Here is a 20,400-nt window from a genome sequence, read left to right as displayed (position 1 = left end):
GTTCAGCTCGAAACTGCCGGATCGCGGGCCGAACTTCTCCTACTTCAAGTCATGTCCCACCGGCGGCCGCACGATGTATTGAAAGTAGGCACGGTGATCGAATCCGTTGGCCCGCTGGTACTTCGCCCCCTTGGCACGCATCTGAATGTTGATGACAGCTGCCTCACCCACATCAGCGTCCGTAACCTCCCATTCGAGTTGGGCTTCCGTGCCGCTTGCGGAAATGGCGGAGGCTGCGTGTGTGCCTGCGGGAGTGATGAGCTCCCATTCCAGTGGTCGGTCGCGTCCGTCGGTACCGGTTACCGTGACCTGAACTCGGTCTCCTGGGCGAAGGATCGCACCGGTGACCTTGCCCTCAAAGATTTCCCCAATCGGACCGTCCCAGCCGGTGAGTCGATGACCGAAACAGTCCACCGCGGACTCAATCCGCGGATAGATTTCTCCGGCGGGATCTCGCGTGCTCATATACAACGTCACCTGATTTCGGATCTGACCGGCGATACCGGAGAGGAGTTCCTGCTCGAAGGTCACCAAGGGCCTGCTGTGGGCTGTGGTGTTGCGGAGTTTTTCCATGCGCACTAGAAGTGGATAGGCGTCTCCGAGTGCAGGTTCTAGGTCCGACCAATACGTCTTGGCGATCTTGACCAAGTCGTACATGTTCGCATAGGTGAGGCCGGGCCCATCCGTTTCGGCTACACCGCGACGTTCCCTAGTCTTCTGTTCAGCCTTGGCTCTTTCTGCCCACAACTCGCGTTGCTGCTCTGTCGACACTCTTTCGATCCAGTCGGCATCGTACTTCTGCAGGAACACGTAGCCCATCAAGGATCTGAGGGCGTTCTCGCAGGTTGACTGGGCAATGCTCGGCTCAAGGGTCACCATGACCACATGCTGCCACGCACCCGATTGCAGTGGGCTGATGCACTTGGTCCGATGTCGCAAGATATTTCCGATCGCGCATTAGGCCCTTGCGTAGGTGTCACCGTCGTACGGTCGAGGGATGGCTCTCGGAACGATCATCAGAGATGTGTACTCCAACGACGAACGCAAAGATATGCGAAAAGTCCTGCGAGCGTTTCTCTGTGGAGGTTGGAATACCGCCGGGATCTACTGCTTCTGGGACCCGGACACACACGACGCTCTCTACCTCGGTTTGGCCAAGAACCTCCCCGACCGGTTTGCCAATCACAATGGGTTGAAGGGCACCCCAGGTAACGGGAACAAAGCGATAGAAGTCGACGCATGGTTCGATGCCCACGAACGGCTGGGCTACAGCATCATCGTGCAGTCGGACGTCGCGGACGATGCCACGGAGGGTTACACGAAGAGTGCCGAAGGTCAGCTGATTAAGGGCCACCAGAAGGCATTTGGCAAGATCCCGCCGTGGAACAACATGGGCGGCAGCGTCGACGGAGCCGCGAAGGCCGGGGATCTGACCGGAGCATGGTTCGACTTCCTCACCGGTCGCCAGGACAGCCTGCTCGTGGCACGACGAACGATCCGGCAACTCGATGACGACGCCACAGCTGAGTTCAACGAAATCGATATCATGCTTGCTCGCACACAGCTCGCCTTGGCCCAGTTCGATTCGGAGATAACCGATCACTCGATCGTCAAGGGTCTTGAGTATCTCCGTGACACTCCGGTCTTCGGCCGAACATCGGAACGCCACGACGAGTTGATCGAATACCTACACGAGCCCGCACCACACCCCGAACTGAGCGACTGAGCGCGCGTCTGTTCGTGTCCGTTCTTTACAAGCCGCGATCGAGATCGATCCCCCGATTCGGCTCGACGTCCGGTGGGGTCTGTCTGCGCGTGGCGGCATCCGTCGTTGACTGTCCACTCGCCGCTGACGGGGCACTGGCGAGAGAACGTGCACGTGCAGCATCCTCGCGATCCGCATCACGCAGAACTTCGGTGTCACGTCGTTGATCGGTGATTCCCTCGACGGGCCGACCGTCTCTGAGGGGCGCAGCAGTGACGTCGGTTTCTCGGCGTAGTCGCTGCTCGACCGCTGCACGTTGGGGTGCCGTGAGCTTCTGTCGGCGGCGGCGAGCATGTTCGGTGATAGCGGTATCGAACACGGCGGCGGATGCAAGATCGGCGGCGCGGCGGTCGGGGTCGCCCGCGCGTGCCGCGATCGCGGACCATTCGCCAGTCTCGGCACCCACCCGGCCGGCGGCGTCGCGAGCAGCGCGTTGGGTGTCGCGGACCTGGCGTGCAAGTCGCTCTTCGCGTAGTCGTGCATCGTCGGCGGCCGGTTCGAGGGTCTTACGCTCGCGTCGTTTTGCGGTCGACAGCTGCTCGGTGAGCGACGTGTGTTCATTGCGCGCAGCCTCGTGTTGCGCGGTGATCCGGCGTAGTTCAGTCTCGATTTCGCGGGCTGCTGCGATCGCTGCGGCGTGCTCGTCGAGTCGGGCGTACAGCTTTTCGGTGTCGGCGACGACGGTGGGTTCGGTGCGGTCGCGTCCGGCGCGGTCGACGAACGCGGTCAGCTCTGCGTCCGGGAGGAGACGGATCGGGTCCTGTTCCATTTTGGCGAGCAGGGCGGCGTCGGCCGGCGAGAGCGCCGGTTGCGGATCGGGGGCACTCTCGATGATGTCTTCCGCCGACAGTTCTGTCGGGGCCGGCGCTTCGTGCTCGGGCTGCTCGACCACGGTATCAAGTTGTGGTGCGTCAACCGCCTCGGTGGTGGCAGTGGGCTGCTCCTGCGTCGTCACGGTCGGGGTGTCGGACATCGCGGAACGCTTCGCTGCCTGTTCGGCCCGCCACAGCATCGCTTCGGTGCGGTCGACGTCGGCCTTGAGCTCGATGAGGACGGCGAGGTCGATGCTCTCGGCCGCCAGGCGTGCGGTGGTGACGTCGACGGCGGTGACTTCTCCCCCATCGGCGGCGGTGACGCGCTCGTATTCGGCGGCGGCGTCGTGTGCGCGGGTGCGGGCGGCGGTGGCGGTGTCGTCGACGAATCCGGCGCGCCAGATCTCCCAGTCGAGACCGCGCTGAGCGAGGGCGCGGGCATCGTCGTCGTCCCCGGCGGCCGCCACGTCGGCGGCGACTGCGGGCCGGATGACGGTGTCGATGTGATGCCAGAGCGCTTCGGCCTCGAACTCGGTGTCCATCCAGTCCTGGCGGGTGTCGAGCATCGCGATCCGGGCGGGGCGTTGCCGGTCCGCGCGCTCCTGCAGCTCGGCGAGCATCGTGCGGGCATGGAACTGTGCGGGGCTGGTGCCGTCGGAAATCCGGCCGCGCAGCTCCCTATAGTTGGTTCTCGCGTCTTCGAGGTCTTGGGTAAGCAGTCGTACTCGTTCGTCGGTGGTGACCGTCGGGTACGGCAGAGCCAACACCCGTGCGTGTTCGAGCATCGCCGCGTACGGATCGACCTCTGGATCGATGTCCGGATCGTCGGCGGTGACGTCGTCGCTGTAGCTGTCGTACTCGGGCGGCGGGGCGTCGTCGTACTCCAGCGGCGCATCGAGTGCGTCGAGGGAGGCGAGGTAGTCCGCATCGCTGCCCAGCGGGATTGTCGGTGCGGCTGCGTCGACTGCTGCTGTCGGTGAGTTGACCGGGGCCGGAAGGTAGTCCGGATCGGCGAATTCGGCGGGCAGCACGTCGGCAGTAGTGTCGCCGATCGTCTCGTCGAGCGGTGCGAGGGCTTCTTCGTCCTCGACCGAGAGCGGTTCGTCGGCCAGTGGGGTGTAAGTGCGGGCGAGGTGGTTCTCGCGCACCAGCATCTCGGCCCGCCACGTCAGTGCGGTGGCGAGTTCGTGGGCGGGCAGGGTGACACCGTGATCGACCGGGTCGATGCCCCCGTGCAGGAACTCGTACGCAGTCCCCAGCAACTCCCCCGGCGTCCACAAGGTGGGGTCGGCGTCGTCGACGGTCGCCACGAGTGAGGGCCATGCCGGGTCGGACATCACGCGGGTGGCGGCGCGCTCGCCGAGCAGTTCGGTCAGCATCGGTGCCCAGGATGGTTCGAGGACCGCGCCGTCGGTGTCCGCGTCGAGCGCGGCGGCGGAGAGTTCACCGGACAGTCGCCACCACAGTGCGGCAGCGGGCAGCTCGTCGGGTAGCGGCGAGGTGGCGAGGGAGTCGCGGACGAGGGTGTGGACTTCGATTCCGGCGCGTGCGGCGGCGGAGAGTCGGTCGGCGAGGATCGGGAAGTACGGGTCGCGGGCGATGTGGGTGTCGAGTTCGTCGACGAACGGACGCCATCGGGCGACGGCATCGTTTCCGGTGTCGATCATTTCGGCGGCGCGGCGGTCGAGGCTGCGTTGCGCTTTCACCGATTCGGCCGCGTATTGCTCGGGTCCGGTCGGACGGCGGTCTGCCGGGTCGACGTCGTGTGCGGCGCGGAACACCGCAAGATCGGTGAGCAGTTCGAGGTCGGGTTCGTCGGTGAGTATCGGGCGCGCCCACACCGGTGCAGTTGTCGGTGTCCATGTGGCGACGTCGGCGGCGATGCGTTCTCGATGACCAGTGATGGCGTCGGCGCGGGCGTCGAGGTAGCTCGCCCACTCCGGTTCCTTGCGCAGTGCGTCGGGGATGGCGGGCAGCCACGGCAACGGCCCCCGCCCCGATGCTCCACGTGCTGCGGAGTGGCGTCCGGTGGCGTCGAGTCGCCAGTCCAGGACTGCGGCCCGATCTCCCGCGGTGCCGAGTTCGCGTTCGGTGATCGCGGCGTTCAGTGCGACGACAGGGTCGTCGCCTCCGGCGGCGAGGATCGCGAGATGACCACGCAGGACCGGCCACGCGGCGTCGTCGGTGAGGCCGGCGATCGCGGCGTCGGCGGCGGTGTCGATCGCGGCCATCACTGCGGGTCCGGCGAGGACTTCGCAGGCGGTGGCGACGGAGTAGTCGTAGGCGTTCGCGGCCGGTGCCAGGTTCACATGCGGATCGCCGGCAGCAGCGAGGGTCGAGTGCGCCGATACCTGTGCGCCATCGCGGCGCAGGATCGCCCGGAAGTCGTCGACGGCGGTCGGGGGAAGCATTCCGCGTTCGGTCATCGCGGTGTGCAGATCGCCGTCGGAGGCGGTCGCGAGATACATGTGGTTGTTCAGTCGACCGCGGGTGAGTGCGACGTAGGCGAGCTGTCGGGTTTCGTCGCCGGTGGCCACGACGTGGCAGGTGTCGGCGGTCGAGCCTTGCGCGGAGTGGACTGTTCCGGCGTAGCCGAGTTCGGTCGATTCCTGGACGTAGTTTGGTGACAGGGTGACGGTGCGTCCGAGTTCGAGGTGGCGTACCACCAGTGATCCGTCGCGGCCGACTTTCTCGACGGTCCAGCGGTCACCGTTGCGGACCCAGTCGGTCTGCGAGAGTGGGTTGCGGCGGTCGTTGGAACGAGTGCGGACGATGTCCCCGGCGCTGGCGCGGAGCCCGTCGGCGAGGACGGCTTCCCGACCGATCTTGGCGTCGGTGGCGGCGAGGCGGTCGGTGCGGGCGCGGGTGTTGAGTTCGGCGACGAGCTCACGGGTGGGTGCGAGCAGCAGTGCGTCCTTGCCGGCGGCGCGGTCGGTCGACCATGCGATGTAGGCGTCGTCGGTGACGGTGGCGATGGAGCCCACGTGCAGCCGGGAGTGGTCGATGTAGAAGCCGATCGCGGCGTCGTCGCCGTCGCGCAGTGCCAGTGATGCTGCGCCTTCGGCCGCGCCGGTGACCGGGTCACGGAACCGCACCACCTGCGAGAGCGTGAGAGCGCCGACGCGGTCGTGGATGTCGCGGAGCACTCCGCCGGAGGCAACGGAGGCGAGCTGTTGATCGTCGCCGATCAATCGCACCGTTGCGCCGCGTTCGGCGAGGGCGGTGACGGCGTCGTCGAGGTCGAGGGTGCCGGTCATTCCGGCTTCGTCGACGATGACGAGAGTGTCCGGTCCGATGTTGGTGTACCACTCGGGGACGGACACCGGATCGCCGTTGCGTAGACGTTTGGTGATGTCGACGAACTTCGCCAACGTATCGGTAGTCGTCAAGATATCTTGACGCAGGACTGCGGCGGCAGCAGCAGTCGGCGCGAACCCGACAACGTGTCCGCCTGCGTTCTGCCACGACCGTGTCAGTGCGGTCATGGCGGTGGTCTTGCCGGTTCCGGCGGGTGCGAGTGCGAGCTGAAGTTTCGCACCGGAGGTCGCCATTGCGCGCACCAGTGATCGCTGTCCGGCGTTGAGTTCGCGTCCGTTCGCAGCGGACTCGAGCAGCGCCATTTCGACGTGCTCGTCGGCGATGGCAACCCCGTCGTTGCGTTGTGCGAGAGCGACGATGCGAGCTTCGGCATCGAGGACGGCGTTGGTGGTGAACAGGGTTGCTTCGTGGCGGGTGTGCACGTCTCTGCCGTCGCGTCGACGCATTACCTCCGGGGCGATGTCTGCGGCGACGTCGTCACTGAGTTCGTCGCCCAGGGTGACGGCGTGGTCGGTGCTGCAGGCGCGGTCGGTGATCGCTTCGACGAGGTCGGTGATGCGATCGGCCGGCGGGTTCGCGGTGCGGACCTGACGGATCGCTTCGGCGCGGATGTTGTGCCGTTGGTAGCGCGAGCGTGCACGGGAGACGACCTCGACGACTTCGGCGGCGGTGTAGTCGATCCAGCGCGGGTCGTCGATGTCCACGCTCGCCCGGGTGCGCTTCTTGCCGGTCACCTCGGCGACCATCTTCGACAGTGCCTTCGGTGAACCGAGTACGTCGATCGCCTCGGCGCGCCACCCTCCGCGTTGCTCGGCGTGCGAGCGCGGTTCGTGTTTGGCCTGCCGGGTCTCCAGTGTCGCGCGCTGCGCCAACCGGATCGCTTCGATGGCGGTCGGTTCGCGGTGATGCTCGGCCTGGAACTCCCGTGCGAGTTCGGCGGTGCGCACGACGATGGCGGCATTGCGGGAGGACCAGCGCTCGGCCAGACGGGTATCGAGGCCGACGATTTCACGCACGGGTCGCTTCGACCGGTCCTCGCTCGGGCGTTCGGCGAAGTCGACTCCGATGCGTTCACGCAGTTGCGCTTCGAGGGCGGTGTTGTAGACCTCGGAGGCGGGAACGTTGTTGCGGTACAACGCGGCCCCGTCGAGCGCGAGCCACTTCGTCGTCCCGTCCGGCAGGGTCGTGGAGACCTTGTTGGAGATCGCGACGTGGGTGTGCAGGTTCGGATCCCCGGCGCGTGAATCGCGGTGGGTGAACGCTGCGGCGATCAATCCGTTCGCGTCGACTTGCGCGACACCGCCGTTGCCGAGGCGGGTGAAGCAGGCGTGCTCTTCGAGGTATTCGAGTGCTGCTGCGATCGCGGCGTCGTGCGCTGCTTCGATCTCTTGCGAGATCTCCCGCGGCGCAACGGCCCAGAGCGCCGACACACTTTTCACGGGCGTGAACGTGAGGTCGAACCCGGCGACGGCTTTGGTGTTCTGTCGCCCCGATTTTGCGACCCACCCGGACAGTTCACGTTCGTCGGCCGGGGCGCGTCCGTACTCGCGCTCGAACATCTCCCTCGCGACGCGGGTGCGGATCGTTGCGCGCGATTCGGCCTCGATCGGTGCGTTCCATTTCTCGCCGGCCGCGAGGTTGTGCTCGACGAACGCCTTCGCGCACGCGACCCGGTAGTCGGAGGCTCCGTTGTCGATCTTGAATGCGCGTCCGAGCTTGATCGCCGCCGACGCTGCCCGCTCTGCGTTCTTAGTCGACGCACCGGCAGCGAGCTCGGCCGCGAACTTTTCCGCGTACATGGTGTCGGCCTCGGGGTGCAGGCCGTCACCGAACAGCGCCTTCATGTGCGCCTCGGACACCTGTTCCCCTGCGCCGATGGTTTCCAGCTCGGCGAGTCCGGACCCGGTCCAGCGGCCCGGAGATTCGCCCTTTTCGGAGTAGTACTCGGCCAGTGATGCGGCCCCTCGTTCGGTGGAATCTGCCGCTGCAACCTGCCTGGTCAGGTACGTATACCCGTCCCCCGCGGTGAGCTTGTGCAGACCCATCATGGACCGGACCCTACCAGCGAAATCCACAAAGTGGCCTGAATGCATGAGGTCTGTGGGGTTGGTCTTGGCTTTCGGTTCTAGATCGGTGGTGCTTGGGATCAGTGGTCTTGGGATGGGGTTTCGGTGGTGGTGGATCGGGATGCGGGAGGAGGTTGTGTCAGGATCTGTGAATTCGAGGGTGTTCGGGGTTAAGGTGGGCGGCATGGCGTCGACTCAGGCTCGGATGACTGCGCGTGCTCGGGCACGGGCAGCGCAGCAAAAAGTCGTCGCCGACCGCAAAGCGCGCGACGAGAAGAACATGGGCTCGTTGACGGACTACTTCGCGGCCGCTGACCAGATCGACGCGGCCCGGCTGGCGATGGCCCGCGCGCTCGACGACATCCGCGCTCGGGAAGGAACACTCAGCGCCGCTGCGACACTCGCGGGGATCACGACCGGCGAAGCTCGCAAACTTCTCGCACTGCTCGCCGACACCGCAGCGCCGTCGGCGAGCCCAGAGACCGGCGACGACGCCTCGGTCTCCGACTCGGATGCAAACGCAGAATCGCGTGATGGATCGGCCTTGAACGAGCCGGGTGACTCGGCGTCGACAGGCGATGCAACGACGAACAAAGCCGCGACCGTCGACAGCGTCCCGGACGCCGAGTCCGCGACAAGTCAGGGGTAGCCGGTGACCGCAGCGGTGATGCAACTGGCGTTGTTCGGCGACGACACCGACGCCGCTGAGTTGCAGTCGGTTCGCCGGGTGTGGCGACCGTTGCAAGGGCCGTTGACCGCCAAGACGGTGGCACGGTTCTGGACGAAGGTCGTCAAAACTCCGACGTGCTGGTGGTGGCGTTCAGCCGTCAGTTTTCCTGATTCCTATGGGAGGTTCACCTTCACCGACGGCGACACACCACGCACGTTGTCCGCGCACCGGTTCGCTCTTCTGCTCGAATACGGCGACCTCGATGACGGGATCGTCGGCGAGCACGACTGCGACGAAACACTGTGCGTGCGAGTGGCCGACGGTCACCTCAAACGCGGCACCCAGTCGGCGAACCTCGCGCACGCCGTCGCAGTCGGCCGGCACATCGGACCGACACCGGCAGGCGGGGATCCACGCGGACGCTACGGGCGCGCGATCGCGATCCGCGACGCACTCGAAGACGGCTACGACGAACCGCGACTGCGGGCCGCTCTCGCCGGCCACAGCTTCGACGCCCAAGCACCACCAACACTGTTCTGATACGACAACGACGACGTTGTCGGCGGCGAGCTGTAGAGATAGATCCATCAGGCTTCGGGCCGCTGCACCGCCCCGGTGAGAGCAGTCCTCAACGATAGGGACTTCGAGATGACGCTCTCCTCGCTCTTCACCGACGACGTCGGACCGCTCCCCCTGCTCGCTGTCGCCGGTGCTGGACTCTTGATCTGGTACGTCCGGTACCTCGGCGAGAACGACCCCGGATGGAAGGGTTTCGTGGCAAACATTCTCACCGTCATCGGTGTCGGCGCGTACCTCGTCGTTCTCGCTGTCGTGTTCGGCGCGTTCATCGCGGTGATCGGCGCGTTCATCGCGGTGATGCTGTTCATGGTTCCCCTGTTCGCACTCGGCGGTGCCAGCGGAGTCGATGACCGCAGAGCCCGTCGCGGGTACTACCGCGACCGGTACGACAACGATTACTACTGACCCTCCGACACGCACGAACAGTCTCTGTGCACGTAGTGCACTCGGGCGATGCTCAGCCGGTGCAACAGCGGTTGTGCAGTCGCTGCAACGGTCACGTGCGGATCGTGTGCACCGCGTCCCGACACCGGATGCAACGGGCACAAGGTTTGAGAGAGAGCGTCGCCTGTGTACGCGGCCCGGGTACAGCGTGAGCGATGAATGCGGATAGTCCTGACGCACGACCGCAGCTGTCGGTCGAGGAGATCTTCGAGCGGCATGGCGAGTGCAGACGCCGACTCAGTTCGTCGTGCCGTGCATCCAGGCAATGACGTCGAGGACTCGTAGCGCACTGATCTCGTCGGGCAGTCCGGCCTTCGCCCGAATCGAACGCAACCGCGCGTCGAGTGCTCCGCCGTCGGCACGCAGCGCTTCCCGAATGGGGTTCAGATGCAGTGCCTTCGTGTCCAGCACACGTCCGACGACCACGTCGTAGATCGGCACGAGACGGGGACGTTTGCGGGCCATCAGCTTCGTAGCGATGGTGCGGCCGATGTCCCCCACGCTCCGCAATTCGTCCTCCAGACGCCACAACGGTGCCTCCGACGTGAACGGTTCGGTCTCATCGACGAGGTCGCGGTCGGGGCCAACCGACTCCAGGAGTTCGGTGAATCGGTCGACTCGGGTGACGAGCAGATCGCGTGCCGCGTTTGCCGTGACCGCAACCGACAAGAAGGTGACCGCAACGAGGTCGTCGGCGGTGAATCGGTTGCTGTCGGCGACGCGGTTCTGCGGTGCCCAGCTGTCGAAGTACGCGCCGGTGTAGCACCCGGCATCGAGGTAGGTGCCGCCGTAGTACCGACGCAGCAGAGCGACCGCATCGTCGTCGGAGTCGGCGATCAAGGGCGGTGGAAGAGTGACACTCATAGCGGTCGATCGTGTCAGACAACGGTGGTGTCGACGTCGGGTTCCGGGTGGGGTTCGATGCGCTCCATGCTGTTGATGATCAGCGCGGTGCGCTCCGGCGGGCCAGACACACATGCGGTCGCAGCGATCGGGCCCGCCGTCTCGACGCACGATCGGCCGGTGTGTGCGAACGCGCGCGGGAACATCCAGAAGTCGATCGAATCGTCCAAGTCGACGAGTCGCCCCATCGCCCACTGACCTGTCTGCTCATTCGTCTGCACTGTGACGTCCTCGAGGGTGCCGTGCACGACGACGTGCGTCCCGTTGGGGACATCGCCGTCGAGCACCTCCCGCACTCGCACGAGAGGCTGCGGTGTGGCGGCGTGGTCGTTCGGCATGGTCCCCAGGCTTCCACCAGGCTCCGACACGAATGTGGCGTTGTGAGGCCGACGGCTCCGATGTGGCCTGTCAGCGGCGGGCGCGCCTGGGGGGGTCGAGCTACGACTCGGTGCGATCGGGTGCGGTGGTGGCGTCGCAGATCCTGTCGTCTTCACCTGCGTACCGGAAGGTGCGTTGACCTGTCGAGACCATCCTGGGCGTTCGCCGTCGTCGGCAGGTGGGTCGAACGTCCGCTCGTCTGCCATACCGCCAGTTTCTCGTCTGCCACGACCGATCTCGGGCGGCGTCGACGCGGTGATGTGACCGGGGGAAGGTTCAGAGGTAGAGCAGGTTCATCTCGCCTGTTCCGTCGAATCGTTCGAGGCTGTCGAGGACGCCGTTGAAGTTCGCGGTCCGGCATCGTCCGAGGCCGACGATGAGTGCGAAGTTGCCGTCGAGGGTGACCAGATACGACGGGGCGCAGCCGTTGTCGGGTGAGACGTGTTCGCGGGCGTCGAGCAGTGCGTAGCGGACGGCGTCGGCGGCTGCTCTCTTGGCGGTGGCGAGGTCCGGCTCGGCTCCGGATGCGGTGATGATCTCGGGGTTGTTCTCGGGGCGGGTAGTGACGGTCCAGGTGATCATCGTCGGTGTTCCTTTCCTCGCGCTGTCGTGGGCGGGCCGTGTAGGACTGGAGCCTCGCACGGCGAGCGCAGCGAGTCGGGCGAGGCGACCGCCATTGTCGGTCGGGTGTGGAGTGCCGGCGAAGCTGTGGATAACGACGTTCGGCCCCGCGGTGCGGGGCCGAACGTGTGGTATAGGTCAGGCGTTGTCGAATGCGTCGAGAATTCTGGTGGGGTCTCGGCGGAAGCGGCCGCCGTCGACGAATACCCCGACCGCGGTGCGGTGAACGCGGCGCAGCTCCTCCATGAGGGTGTCGTAGCCGACGCGGTCGGTGATGCGCCAGGTGATCGGGCCCATGTGCAGGTCTGCCCAGTGGACGGTGCGGCGTTGTTCGGGGACGTAGCGGCTGTGCGCGACGACGGAGTGTTCGGGGCCGCCGAGCCACACGACAGATATCGCGGCGGCACCGAATTGTGTGCCGGGTTGCGCCGGGTGGGGGGCGTGACCGTCCACGCCGACGAGTGAGCCTCGGACGGAGGCGAATCCGGCGATGAGGTCGCAGACGGCTTCGGCGCTGCGGAAGGTCATCATCACGTGCCCGAACGCGACGATCATCTGCGCTTCGTCGGTCGCGGCCGCAGTGACGGTGATAGTGGCGGTCTGTGGGCCGGTGACGATCGCGGTGGTGTGGGTGACGATGGCGGTGGTCCGCGCGTTCTGCGCTGCGCTGGCTCGGCGGCTGGGTCTGGTGGTGTTGCTCGACATGGTGACCTCTCCTGGAAAACGGTGGCCGGACCTTCGCCCTGCCAATTTCTTTTGCCGTGGTGGCTTGAGGAGAGGGCTCAGCGCACGGGGCGGCGGGTCAGCCGGTGGGCCGGAAAGTTTTCAGCCGAAGGCGTTCTGAAAAGTTTTCGGAGCCCTTGGGCCGGCGCAGCCGCCATCGGTTGATGCGCCGGCACGGGTGATGAACACTCGGAGAAGCCACAACGTCACAAGAAATTGATTTCTTCGATGCGGACGAAGCGCAGCGGAGTTCGATTCGGCGGCGGCCCGCAGGGTCGCGTGTGGCCCGCCAGGGCCTGCCCGAGGACTGCACCGGCCACCACCGGCGAGACGGCCGACGCCGCCGGGGTTCGGCGCTCCTGCAGCGCGGTGTGGGGTACGGCTCGCACGGTGACTGTGCGGGAGCGACGAAACGGAACCACGCTCGATGTCGCGGTAGCTCCGATCTTTTCGGTGTGTCCGACGGTGGTCGGGTGTGCAGTTCCGGTCTGGGCGGATTCGGTGTGGATCGTTTAGACTTTCGATCAAGTTCGAGCGTCGATGAGGGTCACGTTCGAGCGCGCCCCACCCGTACCGATTCACCCAGCACTGCGTTCACCGCACTGTGGGTTGTGTGGCTCTGTGAGCGATCGGTACCTGTCCGGTGGGGATTTCCGCGCACCGAAACTGGAAGGCCCTCACCATGTCTGTCTCTCCTGCTGTCGACAAAGACACCGCTCTGGCGCGCGCACGCGCCGCGATCGAGAACCGCACCAAATACATCGAGTCCCTTTTCGACGCCGCCCAGGCATCCGCTGATGCGCGCGAGAAGGTCGCCGAGGCGACTCGCGCCGCTGAACGCGCGAACGCCGAACACGCTGCCGCGTACAAAGAAGCGATCGATGCCGGGTGGACGGTTGCCGAACTCACCGGAAGTGGTCTGACTGCACCGACACCGGTCGGCAAGAAGCCATCCAAGCCCTCTGCCAGGCGCAGCTCCGGTCGCGCTACTGCGCGCCGCCGAGTAGGTGCCGAGAACACCGCCGGCCCCGACCGGCAACACGACGATGCGACCTCGCCGACTGCACCCGGAACGCCGAGCGAACCTGAGTCCTCGCCCGCGCACTGACCCTGCTGCCCTCGCACCACCCGCGCACCGGCACCGGTCGCGGATCCCCCGTGCCCTCGCACGCTCGACACATCTCGCGTGCGGGCGCACCCCATCACGTCTAAGGACCACACACATGACCCAGCCCGGATTCAACGTCGAAGTAGCCTCCCTCGACCGCAACGGCGACCCCGGTTTCGTGCACTACCGCGGCGCGTTCTACACCTCCCGTTCCGCCGGACAGTTCGCACTCACTCAAGCAGCAGCACTGTCGGACACCCGCGAAGTCGACACCGTCTCCGTCGTCATCGACGCAGTCGGCGAGGGCACCTCACGCCGTGATGTCGAGTTCATCGGCACCCCCGGCGAACTCGCCGCCGACCTCACCGCACTCCCGGACTACAAGAACGGTGTCCTGCGCACCGTCATCCCCGCACCACGCAACGTCACCGCGGCAATTGCCGCGATCGTCGAAGCAACACCGCCGCTACCCGACTCGGCGGTCGACGGCCCCGACGCCGTCGCAGTTCTCGACGTGGAGGTGTACTCGGTCCGGCCCGGCCCGATCCCGAACTCGCGCACCGACGTCGGCGCGTACACACCCGAGGACGCGCACCGCATCGCCGAGCAGCTCGCGGCAGATCTCGGCGGCTCCATCGAGCCGATGCGCAACGAGACGGTGCTGCGCGTGACCCACACAGCGGACGTCTCCGACACCGACCGCATCGCCGCCGAACGGTCCGTGCAGGTGCGGAACCTGCGGGCGAACCTCTCCGTCCTCGACCCGGTCGCCGACGCCGAACACATCACCGCCCTCGCCGCCGACCTCGACGAGCTGCGAGCTCGATCGACGCCGGCCGCACGCCCGGACAACACCGCAGCTGTGTCCGCGTCGGTATCGACGCCTTCGCTGGCGAACGCAGCGGACGTCGAACGCTCCTCGACACGTCCGCGCGGGTTGGTCACTCCCCCGACCGGACGCTCGTCCAGAGCGGCACAGGCCACCTCGTCCACGCTGCACACCGCCCCTGCTCCGACACACACAGCGGCGATATCGCGGTCGGCCGATCACGGTCTCGGGTGACCACCGACCACCAGATCCCCACCGCAGAGAAGGGAAGGGCGGCACCGACTACCTCGGCCCTCGCAGCGCTCCGACGAGCTCGGCGACGGTAAGCCTGCGTTCCGGCTCGACGGCGGCGACCTCGGCGCGGTCCTGGCGTTCGAGGCGGTGCTGTGGAACGAACCGATGACCGGCGTACTCCGCGAAATCCACATCACGCCCGGCCGCGTACGCGTGGTCGTTCTTCAGACCGAACAGCAGAAGGGCCTCTACCCGCGATACACATCCAGCGGCGATCCTGATGCGCCGTATCTGGCCGACTACGACATCAACTTCGGCGACGAGGTCCGGATCGGCGATCGCCACTGACACCGCTCGTCCGGCTCAGCTCGGCCGTACACGCGAGAAAGGCACCCACACAGCCGGTGTGGGTGCCTTTGTCGATCGGGCCGGGTTGGGTTGGGCGCGCGGTCAGCGCTGCGGGTGCGGCGCGGTGCCGGGTGCACCGAAGATCCCAGCCGAGCGTGCCCATGCGGTCAGGGTGCGGCGTTCGGCGTCGGTCGTCTCGTCGGCGTGGAGGTAGTCCCACTCCTGCAGCGCATCGAGGTCGCGGGCGTCGGCTCCGACGTGTCCGCACCACCACAGATACGCCCCGATCGGGGACTCCACCTCCGGCCCGTGGGAGTCGACACCGCGGGTGTCCCGTTCGTTACGGGGTCCGGTGCGGGGACTGTCGAGGGTCACTGCCCTGCCCGAAACGTGTTGAGCCGCCGCCACAGTGCTCGTTGAGCGCGTCCGTGCTCCACGAGATGTTCGAACAGGTACTCCTCCGGTAGCTCTTCGGCGGCGTGGACGATGGCCGTTGCCACGGTCCGGTAACTGCGTCGGTAGGACTGAGAGAGAACGATGTCGGCGTAGTGGACGGCGGTGAAGCCGTCTGCCCCGGCGGTGATGACCTCGTTCAAGCGGCGACGCAGGGGCGCGTCTTTGGCTCCGCCGGATCCGGATCGCATGAAGGCTGCGGTGACGCTCGCCGGGTCGTAGGGTTCGCCGGCCAGGGCGAGACCGGCAATCACGACGAACATTCGCCGGTATGCGACGTCGTCGAAGTCGTCGGCGGTCACGATCGCGGTGATGCGCAGGTCTTCGGCGGACACTCCCCCGGTGTGGGCGCTCCACATCAGGGCGCACAGCAGCAGTGCCTCGGGGTCGGTGGACGGCTCGTGAGCTGTCTCGTTGTCGACGGCAGTGTCGTCGTCGACAACGGCGAGGCTGCGAACGACACGCTCGGGCTCGTCGGGCGGTGGAACTGCACTCAGTGGCGTCATCGTCGGGCTCGTTCTCGCAGGTCGATCTCGAACAGGGTCAACGGAGTGGTCGGTCAGGCCGCGGTGAGCTTGTCGATGGCGTCGATCCGAAAGCCGGACCAGTGGGTGTTCTCGTCGACGACCACGACGGGCATCTGCCGGTAGCCGAGTCGGTCGGTGACGAACTCGCGGGCCGCTGCATCTTCGGTGACATCGACGGTTGTGTAGTCGATCCCGTGCTTGTTCAGGCGTCGTTTTGTTTGATCGCAGTTGTTGCATTCGGGTTTCGTGTACACAGTGATCGACATAGCTCACTCCTCGCGAGAATTGTTCCGATATGTCGATTTTACCTCAAATTGCCCCGATTATCCATAGATAAAGCGAGGCATTTTAACTCGAATATGTTGGCGCGCAATAGATTACTGACTGACCAGAAGTTCGCAATTACGTCGGTTGCGTTTCCTTATCGGCGTCCAGCTCGGCAGCGGCGAGCACCTCGAATATGTCGATCTGGCCTGCGGTCTCGGCCATCACCGCACGCCCAGCTCGGGGCGGGTGATGGACTGCACGGCGAGGGAGAGTCGTACATCGCCGGCGTCGACGACGACGGGGTGGATGCGGCTGTACCAGGCACCGGGTGCGTCGAGGAGGGCGGTGACCTCGACGCGGCCTGCGGGTGCGGTGCGGTAGCCGAGAATGTCGATGATCGTTCCGTCGAACTGGGTATCGAGCGAAATCAGTTTCATTCCAACTCCTTTGAGACGGCGGCGCGCGGGCGTGGTGGATGCGGCCAGGGTGGCGGTCATGAGTACTCCCAAGGTCGGGCGGAGAAAGACTTCAGCGACGACGGTCGCGGGCCGTGCGCAGGCGCTCAGGAAGGCAAGGTCTGGCAGTCGGCGCATTCCCAGCGCCCGGCGGTCGAGGTGCAGGTCCGTCGCTCTTCACAGAGCCAGCAGATCTGGTTGCGCTTGCGGGTCGACACCTGTTGCGCGGCAGCCACGGTGGCGGCCTGTGCGCGGTACTGCTCACGGGTGCTCGCATCACGGACAGCGAGGTCGGCGCGGACCTGCTCCGGATCTACGGCCAATCCGCCGGTTCGTACGTTCAGCATGTCCCCGAACGCTGCGCGGCAGGACTGACACACATCGCCTGGCGTAGCGACCGGAACAGTACACCCGGGCAATGCGCAAGACGTGAACAGCGTTGCCTGCCAACCGTATTCGATCTCGCCGGTGCGTGTCGATGTCATACCCAAACCATACAGCGTCACGCTGTATGGTTGCAAGGGGTTCGGCGGAGTACTTACAGCGTGGGGCTGTAAGGTGCGGGTATGTCGACAATCATGCTCGTGCGGGGATCGGAGGAACCGTGACCGATACCGAATTGACCCTCTCGGAGGTTCTGGCACTGATCGAGGCCTCGACCGGGAAAGCGATCGCGTCCTCAACGTGGCGGTCATACGTCGCTCGTGGCCAGGCCCCGAAACCTGCCCGCCACCTCTCGCGCACTCCGCTGTATTCGCGGGAGGACATCGAGGCGTGGATCGCAGGCCGACCCGGCAGTGGTGCACGAACCGACCTGTACCCACGCTGATCGCCGTTCGGCGTTCCCGGTTCACCCCTGCGCGCGTCAACATATCTTGACGAACCAGAAAGGCCCCGGCCATCGGCGTGATGGTCGGGGCCTTCCTGCCGTGCTGGTTGCGACGCTCCAGCGGATGGTTAGGCGTCGTCGTCGACGGCGGCGTACGCGGCGTCGACGGTGATGTTGCCGATCGCGGCCTGCTCCACCGGGGTCAGGGTGTGCCCGCTGTCGGCGAGGAAGGTCAGGTAGCTGTCGATGCCGACCATGCCTCGGTAGTGCTTCGAGGAGAACCGCCAGTAGTCCTTGGCGTCCTGCGGTCCCGTCAGGCGGGCCTCGAACGCGGTGAGCACACGGGCAAGCAGCAACACCTCGGCGCGAGCGGGCGTGGCACCGGTTGCCTTACGGTCGACCTCGCCCAGCGGTGAACCCATGATCTCGCCGTACCGCTCCGAGCACTTGGATTCGGTGAACACGTCGCCATGAGCCGCCAGCGCGGTCACCATCCACTTGGTGGCGTTCTTCGGGGCGGTCTTGCCTGCGAGCAGACCGGTGAGGAATGCACGTCGGGCTTCGGTGGCGGTGGCTCCGGCACGGTTGAGGGCTTTCACCTTGCGGCGTTCTGCGCGTTCGGTCTCGATGCGTTCGGCTTCGGCGCGCGCGGCTGTGCGCTGCGCCGGGGTCAATCCGTCCTCGGCGTCGCCGCCCTCTGCGCCGACGGCGGCGATCTTCTCGGGTGCGAGTTCGAGGCCGGCCGCAGACACGTGGTCGTGGCGCAGGAAGAACTCGCACCCCCAGGCGGTCACTTTCTCGACCGTGTTCGCGTGCCGCAGCTCCTCGTACGCCTCGGCGGCGTCGTCGTCCTCGGTGTCGAAGTCGATGTCGTCCTCGGCGACTTCCTCGCGGGTCGTCTTGTCGACCCAGACGGTGCCGGTCTCGTGGACGTAGACGTGCCACAAGTGCGGTGCGTGCTCCGGGGCGTCGGCCGGGACTGCCGCGCCGTCGGCGGTGCGCAGGTCCGCGAGTGAGTACCACTCCCCCTCGCTGGTGGACGGTTCGTCGTGGAGCAACGTGAAGCCGAGTGCGATGTAATCGGCTGCGGCGAAGGTGGTCTCGGCGCGTTCGTCGATGCGGCGCTGGAGGGTGGCCAGGCGGTACTCGAAACCGAATCTGTTGTCGAAGATCTGCTCGATTGCCTCGGTGATCCACGGCTCCGCCTGTGCGGCGGCTTCGAGATCAGCAAGCAACGCAGCCCCTTCGAGGGTGAGTTGCCGGTCGTCGAGCTGGCGGCGAGCGCGCTCGGATCGTCCTGCTCGACCGGCCTTTTCGACGTACGACTTGGGGACGTGCAGTGCTGTCGCGACCTTCTGCACGTTCAGGCCCAGGTCGAGCAGGCCCGTGACGGCGGCGGCGCGTTGCCCGGTGGTGAGGTCTTCGCGCTGGTCGTTGGATACGACCTGCTCGGTGATGCGTTCGATCCCTGCGGCCTTCTCGTCGTCGGACTGCTCGCGCACCATCACCGGTATCGAGGTGAGACCGGCTTCGCGGGCCCCGAGAGTTCTGCGCTGTCCGTCGTGGACGACCAAGGTTCCGTCGGCGCGGCGGACCGCCGAGACCGCCTGGAGGACACCGTGGGCGGCGATGGAGGCGACGAACTCGGGGTCGGCGGTGATGTCTACGCCGTCGCGGACGTTGGCGGTGATGTCGAGGGCGTGCGGGTCGGCGTCGACGAGGGTGTAGCCGGTCGAGGTCGGTGCCGATTGTGCAGCCATGGTGGTGGTCATGATCGTGGTCTCCCTGGTTAGTGTGTGCAGGTGAGGCACCGGGCAGATATCAGCTGCCCGGTGCCCGTTCGCAGGTGGAGGGTCGAGCGAGGGTCAGCGGTCGGCGGTCTTCACGACGGGTAGTTCCCAGATCGGATCTTCTGCACAGGGGTCGCTGATGTCGACCCATCGCCCGGTGACCGCGTATCCGCGACGGGCGAGCAGGACCTGCGCCGTGTCCGGGGTCCAGTCCATCGGTGCGTGCTTCTCGATGCCGGGCGCGTCGATGTATTCGACCTCGATGCCGCCCCGTCGGATGGACACTCCCAGGCCGCGTTCGGGGCGTTCGTCGCCGTATTCGGAGGTGACTGCCGTGAGGTTCTGCTCGGTTTCTCCCATGCCCCAACCTTACAGCGTCACGCTGTATTGTCAAGTCCTGCAACGGTTTTCGATTCCTGTGCGAATCCGAGCGGTCTCGTTGCGGGCGTCGAACGGCGGCACCATACCCACTCGATTCGCCTACAGCGCAGGATGATCGAGCCTGCGGCTCACGCCGGGTCGGTGCGGCGGGTGGGGTTCTCGATACGGGGGCGCAGGTTGTAGGTGTCGTACCACTGCTGGGCGGCTTGCTTGCTCATGCCGAGGATCTCGCCGATCTTCGACCATGGGACAGGCCGCTCCTGGGTCCGGAGGCGTCCGATGATGGCGTAGCGGTCGGCAATCATCGTCGAGGCGAGGAAGGCGTTGATCTCGAGTGCGTCGACATCGGAGACCGCGTCGTCCATGCGGCGTTGGGCGTTCACGGTCCACGTCCCGGCGTCCTTGCGCCCCTGCTCGTGGACCATCTCGGCTAGGTCGACGTCGACGAGAGCGTCCTTGTATTGGACGTAGAGTTCGGTCAGCTCGGTCGGGGTGAGGACCTTCTCCGATTCCATAACGTCAAGATATCTTGACGTATTCTGTCCGTCAACATATCTTGACAATTAGAGCGTGCTTCAGCTGACTGGGGTTGCGGCTTCGGCGGGGCACCACTGTTGATGGAGGCGAAGGAATCCCTTGCCGTTGCCGATCGGTATATCGAAGCTCAGACAGCAAATCCACTGTCCACGAGCGGTTTTCGCCCACGCATGAAGCAGTCCGGGCGATTTTGTATCCATCGCGAGTCCCTCCGAGCGGACCTTGAGAGGCGTCCCGTCGCGGAAGGATCCTCCGGACGAGCCTGCCACGGTGAGCGCTATGTTTTGTGCACGGATGGACAGATGTCCACGTACTGTTGCCCACCATGCCGAAACCTGGTTGGCGTGTTTGTATCACTCCACA

At 65.9% G+C, this 20,400-nt stretch carries 23 protein-coding genes; 9 read left to right on the top strand and 14 right to left on the bottom strand.

Annotation, left to right across the window (positions count from 1 at the left end; translation table 11 throughout):
* Nucleotides 1-39 precede the first annotated feature (39 nt).
* Complete coding sequence (locus CH305_RS28430; protein ID WP_143536298.1) at nucleotides 40-879, bottom strand: hypothetical protein; 840 nt, start codon at nucleotides 877-879, stop codon at nucleotides 40-42.
* A gap of 118 nt (nucleotides 880-997) precedes the next feature.
* Here CH305_RS28430 and CH305_RS28425 point away from each other — a divergent pair, with 118 nt between their 5' ends.
* Nucleotides 998-1,726 (top strand): hypothetical protein, encoded by a 729-nt coding sequence (locus tag CH305_RS28425; protein WP_094623001.1) that lies wholly within the window; start codon nucleotides 998-1,000, stop codon nucleotides 1,724-1,726.
* 25 nt (nucleotides 1,727-1,751) lie between these two features.
* Here the strand turns inward: CH305_RS28425 and mobF are convergent, their stop codons facing one another.
* Nucleotides 1,752-7,943, bottom strand: coding sequence for a MobF family relaxase (mobF, locus tag CH305_RS28420; RefSeq protein WP_179272029.1), 6,192 nt, complete (start codon nucleotides 7,941-7,943; stop codon nucleotides 1,752-1,754).
* A 202-nt stretch (nucleotides 7,944-8,145) separates the two neighbouring features.
* Here mobF and CH305_RS28415 point away from each other — a divergent pair, with 202 nt between their 5' ends.
* The 3 genes from CH305_RS28415 (at nucleotide 8,146) to CH305_RS28405 (ending at nucleotide 9,615) form a co-directional block, all read left to right on the top strand.
* The gene (locus CH305_RS28415) at nucleotides 8,146-8,610 is read left to right on the top strand and encodes a hypothetical protein (protein ID WP_080731981.1); all 465 of its coding nucleotides are present in this window, start codon (nucleotides 8,146-8,148) and stop codon (nucleotides 8,608-8,610) included.
* Nucleotides 8,611-8,613: 3 nt separating this feature from the next.
* On the top strand, nucleotides 8,614-9,171 hold the full coding sequence (locus CH305_RS28410) for a hypothetical protein (protein WP_052057159.1): 558 nt from the start codon (nucleotides 8,614-8,616) through the stop codon (nucleotides 9,169-9,171).
* Nucleotides 9,172-9,279: 108 nt separating this feature from the next.
* A complete protein-coding gene (locus CH305_RS28405; RefSeq protein ID WP_032386848.1) occupies nucleotides 9,280-9,615 on the top strand; it encodes a hypothetical protein in 336 nt (111 codons plus the stop codon).
* A 276-nt stretch (nucleotides 9,616-9,891) separates the two neighbouring features.
* Here CH305_RS28405 and CH305_RS28395 read toward each other — a convergent pair whose 3' ends face one another.
* The 4 genes from CH305_RS28395 to CH305_RS28380 all read right to left on the bottom strand — a co-directional run bounded on the left by CH305_RS28395 (nucleotide 9,892) and on the right by CH305_RS28380 (nucleotide 12,261).
* Nucleotides 9,892-10,518 (bottom strand): DUF6308 family protein, encoded by a 627-nt coding sequence (locus CH305_RS28395; protein WP_094622998.1) that lies wholly within the window; start codon nucleotides 10,516-10,518, stop codon nucleotides 9,892-9,894.
* Nucleotides 10,519-10,532: 14 nt separating this feature from the next.
* A complete protein-coding gene (locus CH305_RS28390) occupies nucleotides 10,533-10,895 on the bottom strand; it encodes a hypothetical protein (RefSeq protein WP_094622997.1) in 363 nt (120 codons plus the stop codon).
* A 316-nt stretch (nucleotides 10,896-11,211) separates the two neighbouring features.
* The gene (locus tag CH305_RS28385; RefSeq protein ID WP_032386844.1) at nucleotides 11,212-11,517 is read right to left on the bottom strand and encodes a hypothetical protein; all 306 of its coding nucleotides are present in this window, start codon (nucleotides 11,515-11,517) and stop codon (nucleotides 11,212-11,214) included.
* 177 nt (nucleotides 11,518-11,694) lie between these two features.
* Nucleotides 11,695-12,261, bottom strand: a complete 567-nt coding sequence (locus tag CH305_RS28380; protein ID WP_094622996.1) for a hypothetical protein — start codon at nucleotides 12,259-12,261, stop codon at nucleotides 11,695-11,697.
* A 246-nt stretch (nucleotides 12,262-12,507) separates the two neighbouring features.
* Here CH305_RS28380 and CH305_RS29260 point away from each other — a divergent pair, with 246 nt between their 5' ends.
* The 4 genes from CH305_RS29260 (at nucleotide 12,508) to CH305_RS28360 (ending at nucleotide 14,798) form a co-directional block, all read left to right on the top strand.
* Complete coding sequence (locus tag CH305_RS29260; RefSeq protein ID WP_143538011.1) at nucleotides 12,508-12,795, top strand: hypothetical protein; 288 nt, start codon at nucleotides 12,508-12,510, stop codon at nucleotides 12,793-12,795.
* A gap of 166 nt (nucleotides 12,796-12,961) precedes the next feature.
* Nucleotides 12,962-13,387, top strand: coding sequence for a hypothetical protein (locus tag CH305_RS28370; RefSeq protein WP_094622994.1), 426 nt, complete (start codon nucleotides 12,962-12,964; stop codon nucleotides 13,385-13,387).
* Nucleotides 13,388-13,502: 115 nt separating this feature from the next.
* Nucleotides 13,503-14,450 (top strand): hypothetical protein, encoded by a 948-nt coding sequence (locus CH305_RS28365; protein WP_094705662.1) that lies wholly within the window; start codon nucleotides 13,503-13,505, stop codon nucleotides 14,448-14,450.
* A 165-nt stretch (nucleotides 14,451-14,615) separates the two neighbouring features.
* Nucleotides 14,616-14,798: a hypothetical protein gene (locus CH305_RS28360; protein WP_143536296.1), complete on the top strand. Its 183-nt coding sequence runs from the start codon at nucleotides 14,616-14,618 to the stop codon at nucleotides 14,796-14,798.
* Nucleotides 14,799-14,900: 102 nt separating this feature from the next.
* On the opposite strand, the gene CH305_RS28355 is transcribed toward CH305_RS28360, so the two are convergent.
* The 5 genes from CH305_RS28355 to CH305_RS29655 all read right to left on the bottom strand — a co-directional run bounded on the left by CH305_RS28355 (nucleotide 14,901) and on the right by CH305_RS29655 (nucleotide 16,847).
* Nucleotides 14,901-15,173 carry a hypothetical protein gene (locus CH305_RS28355; protein WP_032386838.1) on the bottom strand — a complete coding sequence of 91 codons (273 nt, stop codon included), beginning with the start codon at nucleotides 15,171-15,173 and terminating at the stop codon, nucleotides 14,901-14,903.
* On the bottom strand, nucleotides 15,170-15,757 hold the full coding sequence (locus CH305_RS28350) for a DnaB-like helicase N-terminal domain-containing protein (protein ID WP_094622992.1): 588 nt from the start codon (nucleotides 15,755-15,757) through the stop codon (nucleotides 15,170-15,172). The genes CH305_RS28355 and CH305_RS28350 overlap by 4 nt, the downstream gene beginning before the upstream one ends.
* 53 nt (nucleotides 15,758-15,810) lie before the next feature.
* A complete protein-coding gene (locus CH305_RS28345) occupies nucleotides 15,811-16,044 on the bottom strand; it encodes a glutaredoxin family protein (RefSeq protein WP_094622991.1) in 234 nt (77 codons plus the stop codon).
* Nucleotides 16,045-16,266: 222 nt separating this feature from the next.
* Nucleotides 16,267-16,482, bottom strand: a complete 216-nt coding sequence (locus CH305_RS28340) for a hypothetical protein (protein WP_143536534.1) — start codon at nucleotides 16,480-16,482, stop codon at nucleotides 16,267-16,269.
* Between the two features lie 125 nt (nucleotides 16,483-16,607).
* Nucleotides 16,608-16,847 (bottom strand): hypothetical protein, encoded by a 240-nt coding sequence (locus CH305_RS29655; RefSeq protein WP_256984009.1) that lies wholly within the window; start codon nucleotides 16,845-16,847, stop codon nucleotides 16,608-16,610.
* Nucleotides 16,848-17,104: 257 nt separating this feature from the next.
* On the opposite strand from CH305_RS29655, the gene CH305_RS28330 reads away from it, so the two are divergent.
* On the top strand, nucleotides 17,105-17,329 hold the full coding sequence (locus CH305_RS28330; protein ID WP_094622989.1) for an AlpA family transcriptional regulator: 225 nt from the start codon (nucleotides 17,105-17,107) through the stop codon (nucleotides 17,327-17,329).
* Nucleotides 17,330-17,457: 128 nt separating this feature from the next.
* On the opposite strand, the gene CH305_RS28325 is transcribed toward CH305_RS28330, so the two are convergent.
* The 3 genes from CH305_RS28325 to CH305_RS28315 all read right to left on the bottom strand — a co-directional run bounded on the left by CH305_RS28325 (nucleotide 17,458) and on the right by CH305_RS28315 (nucleotide 20,015).
* Complete coding sequence (locus CH305_RS28325; RefSeq protein ID WP_094622988.1) at nucleotides 17,458-19,101, bottom strand: ParB N-terminal domain-containing protein; 1,644 nt, start codon at nucleotides 19,099-19,101, stop codon at nucleotides 17,458-17,460.
* A 93-nt stretch (nucleotides 19,102-19,194) separates the two neighbouring features.
* Nucleotides 19,195-19,479 (bottom strand): hypothetical protein, encoded by a 285-nt coding sequence (locus tag CH305_RS28320; protein WP_094622987.1) that lies wholly within the window; start codon nucleotides 19,477-19,479, stop codon nucleotides 19,195-19,197.
* Between the two features lie 149 nt (nucleotides 19,480-19,628).
* Complete coding sequence (locus CH305_RS28315; protein ID WP_094622986.1) at nucleotides 19,629-20,015, bottom strand: hypothetical protein; 387 nt, start codon at nucleotides 20,013-20,015, stop codon at nucleotides 19,629-19,631.
* Nucleotides 20,016-20,400 lie beyond the last annotated feature (385 nt).

This window comes from Rhodococcus sp. 15-649-2-2 (assembly GCF_002258645.1).
Lineage (GTDB): Bacteria > Actinomycetota > Actinomycetes > Mycobacteriales > Mycobacteriaceae > Rhodococcoides.
The sequence above is the reverse complement of the archived record's forward strand: the minus strand, read 5'-3'. Positions and strand labels throughout refer to the sequence as shown.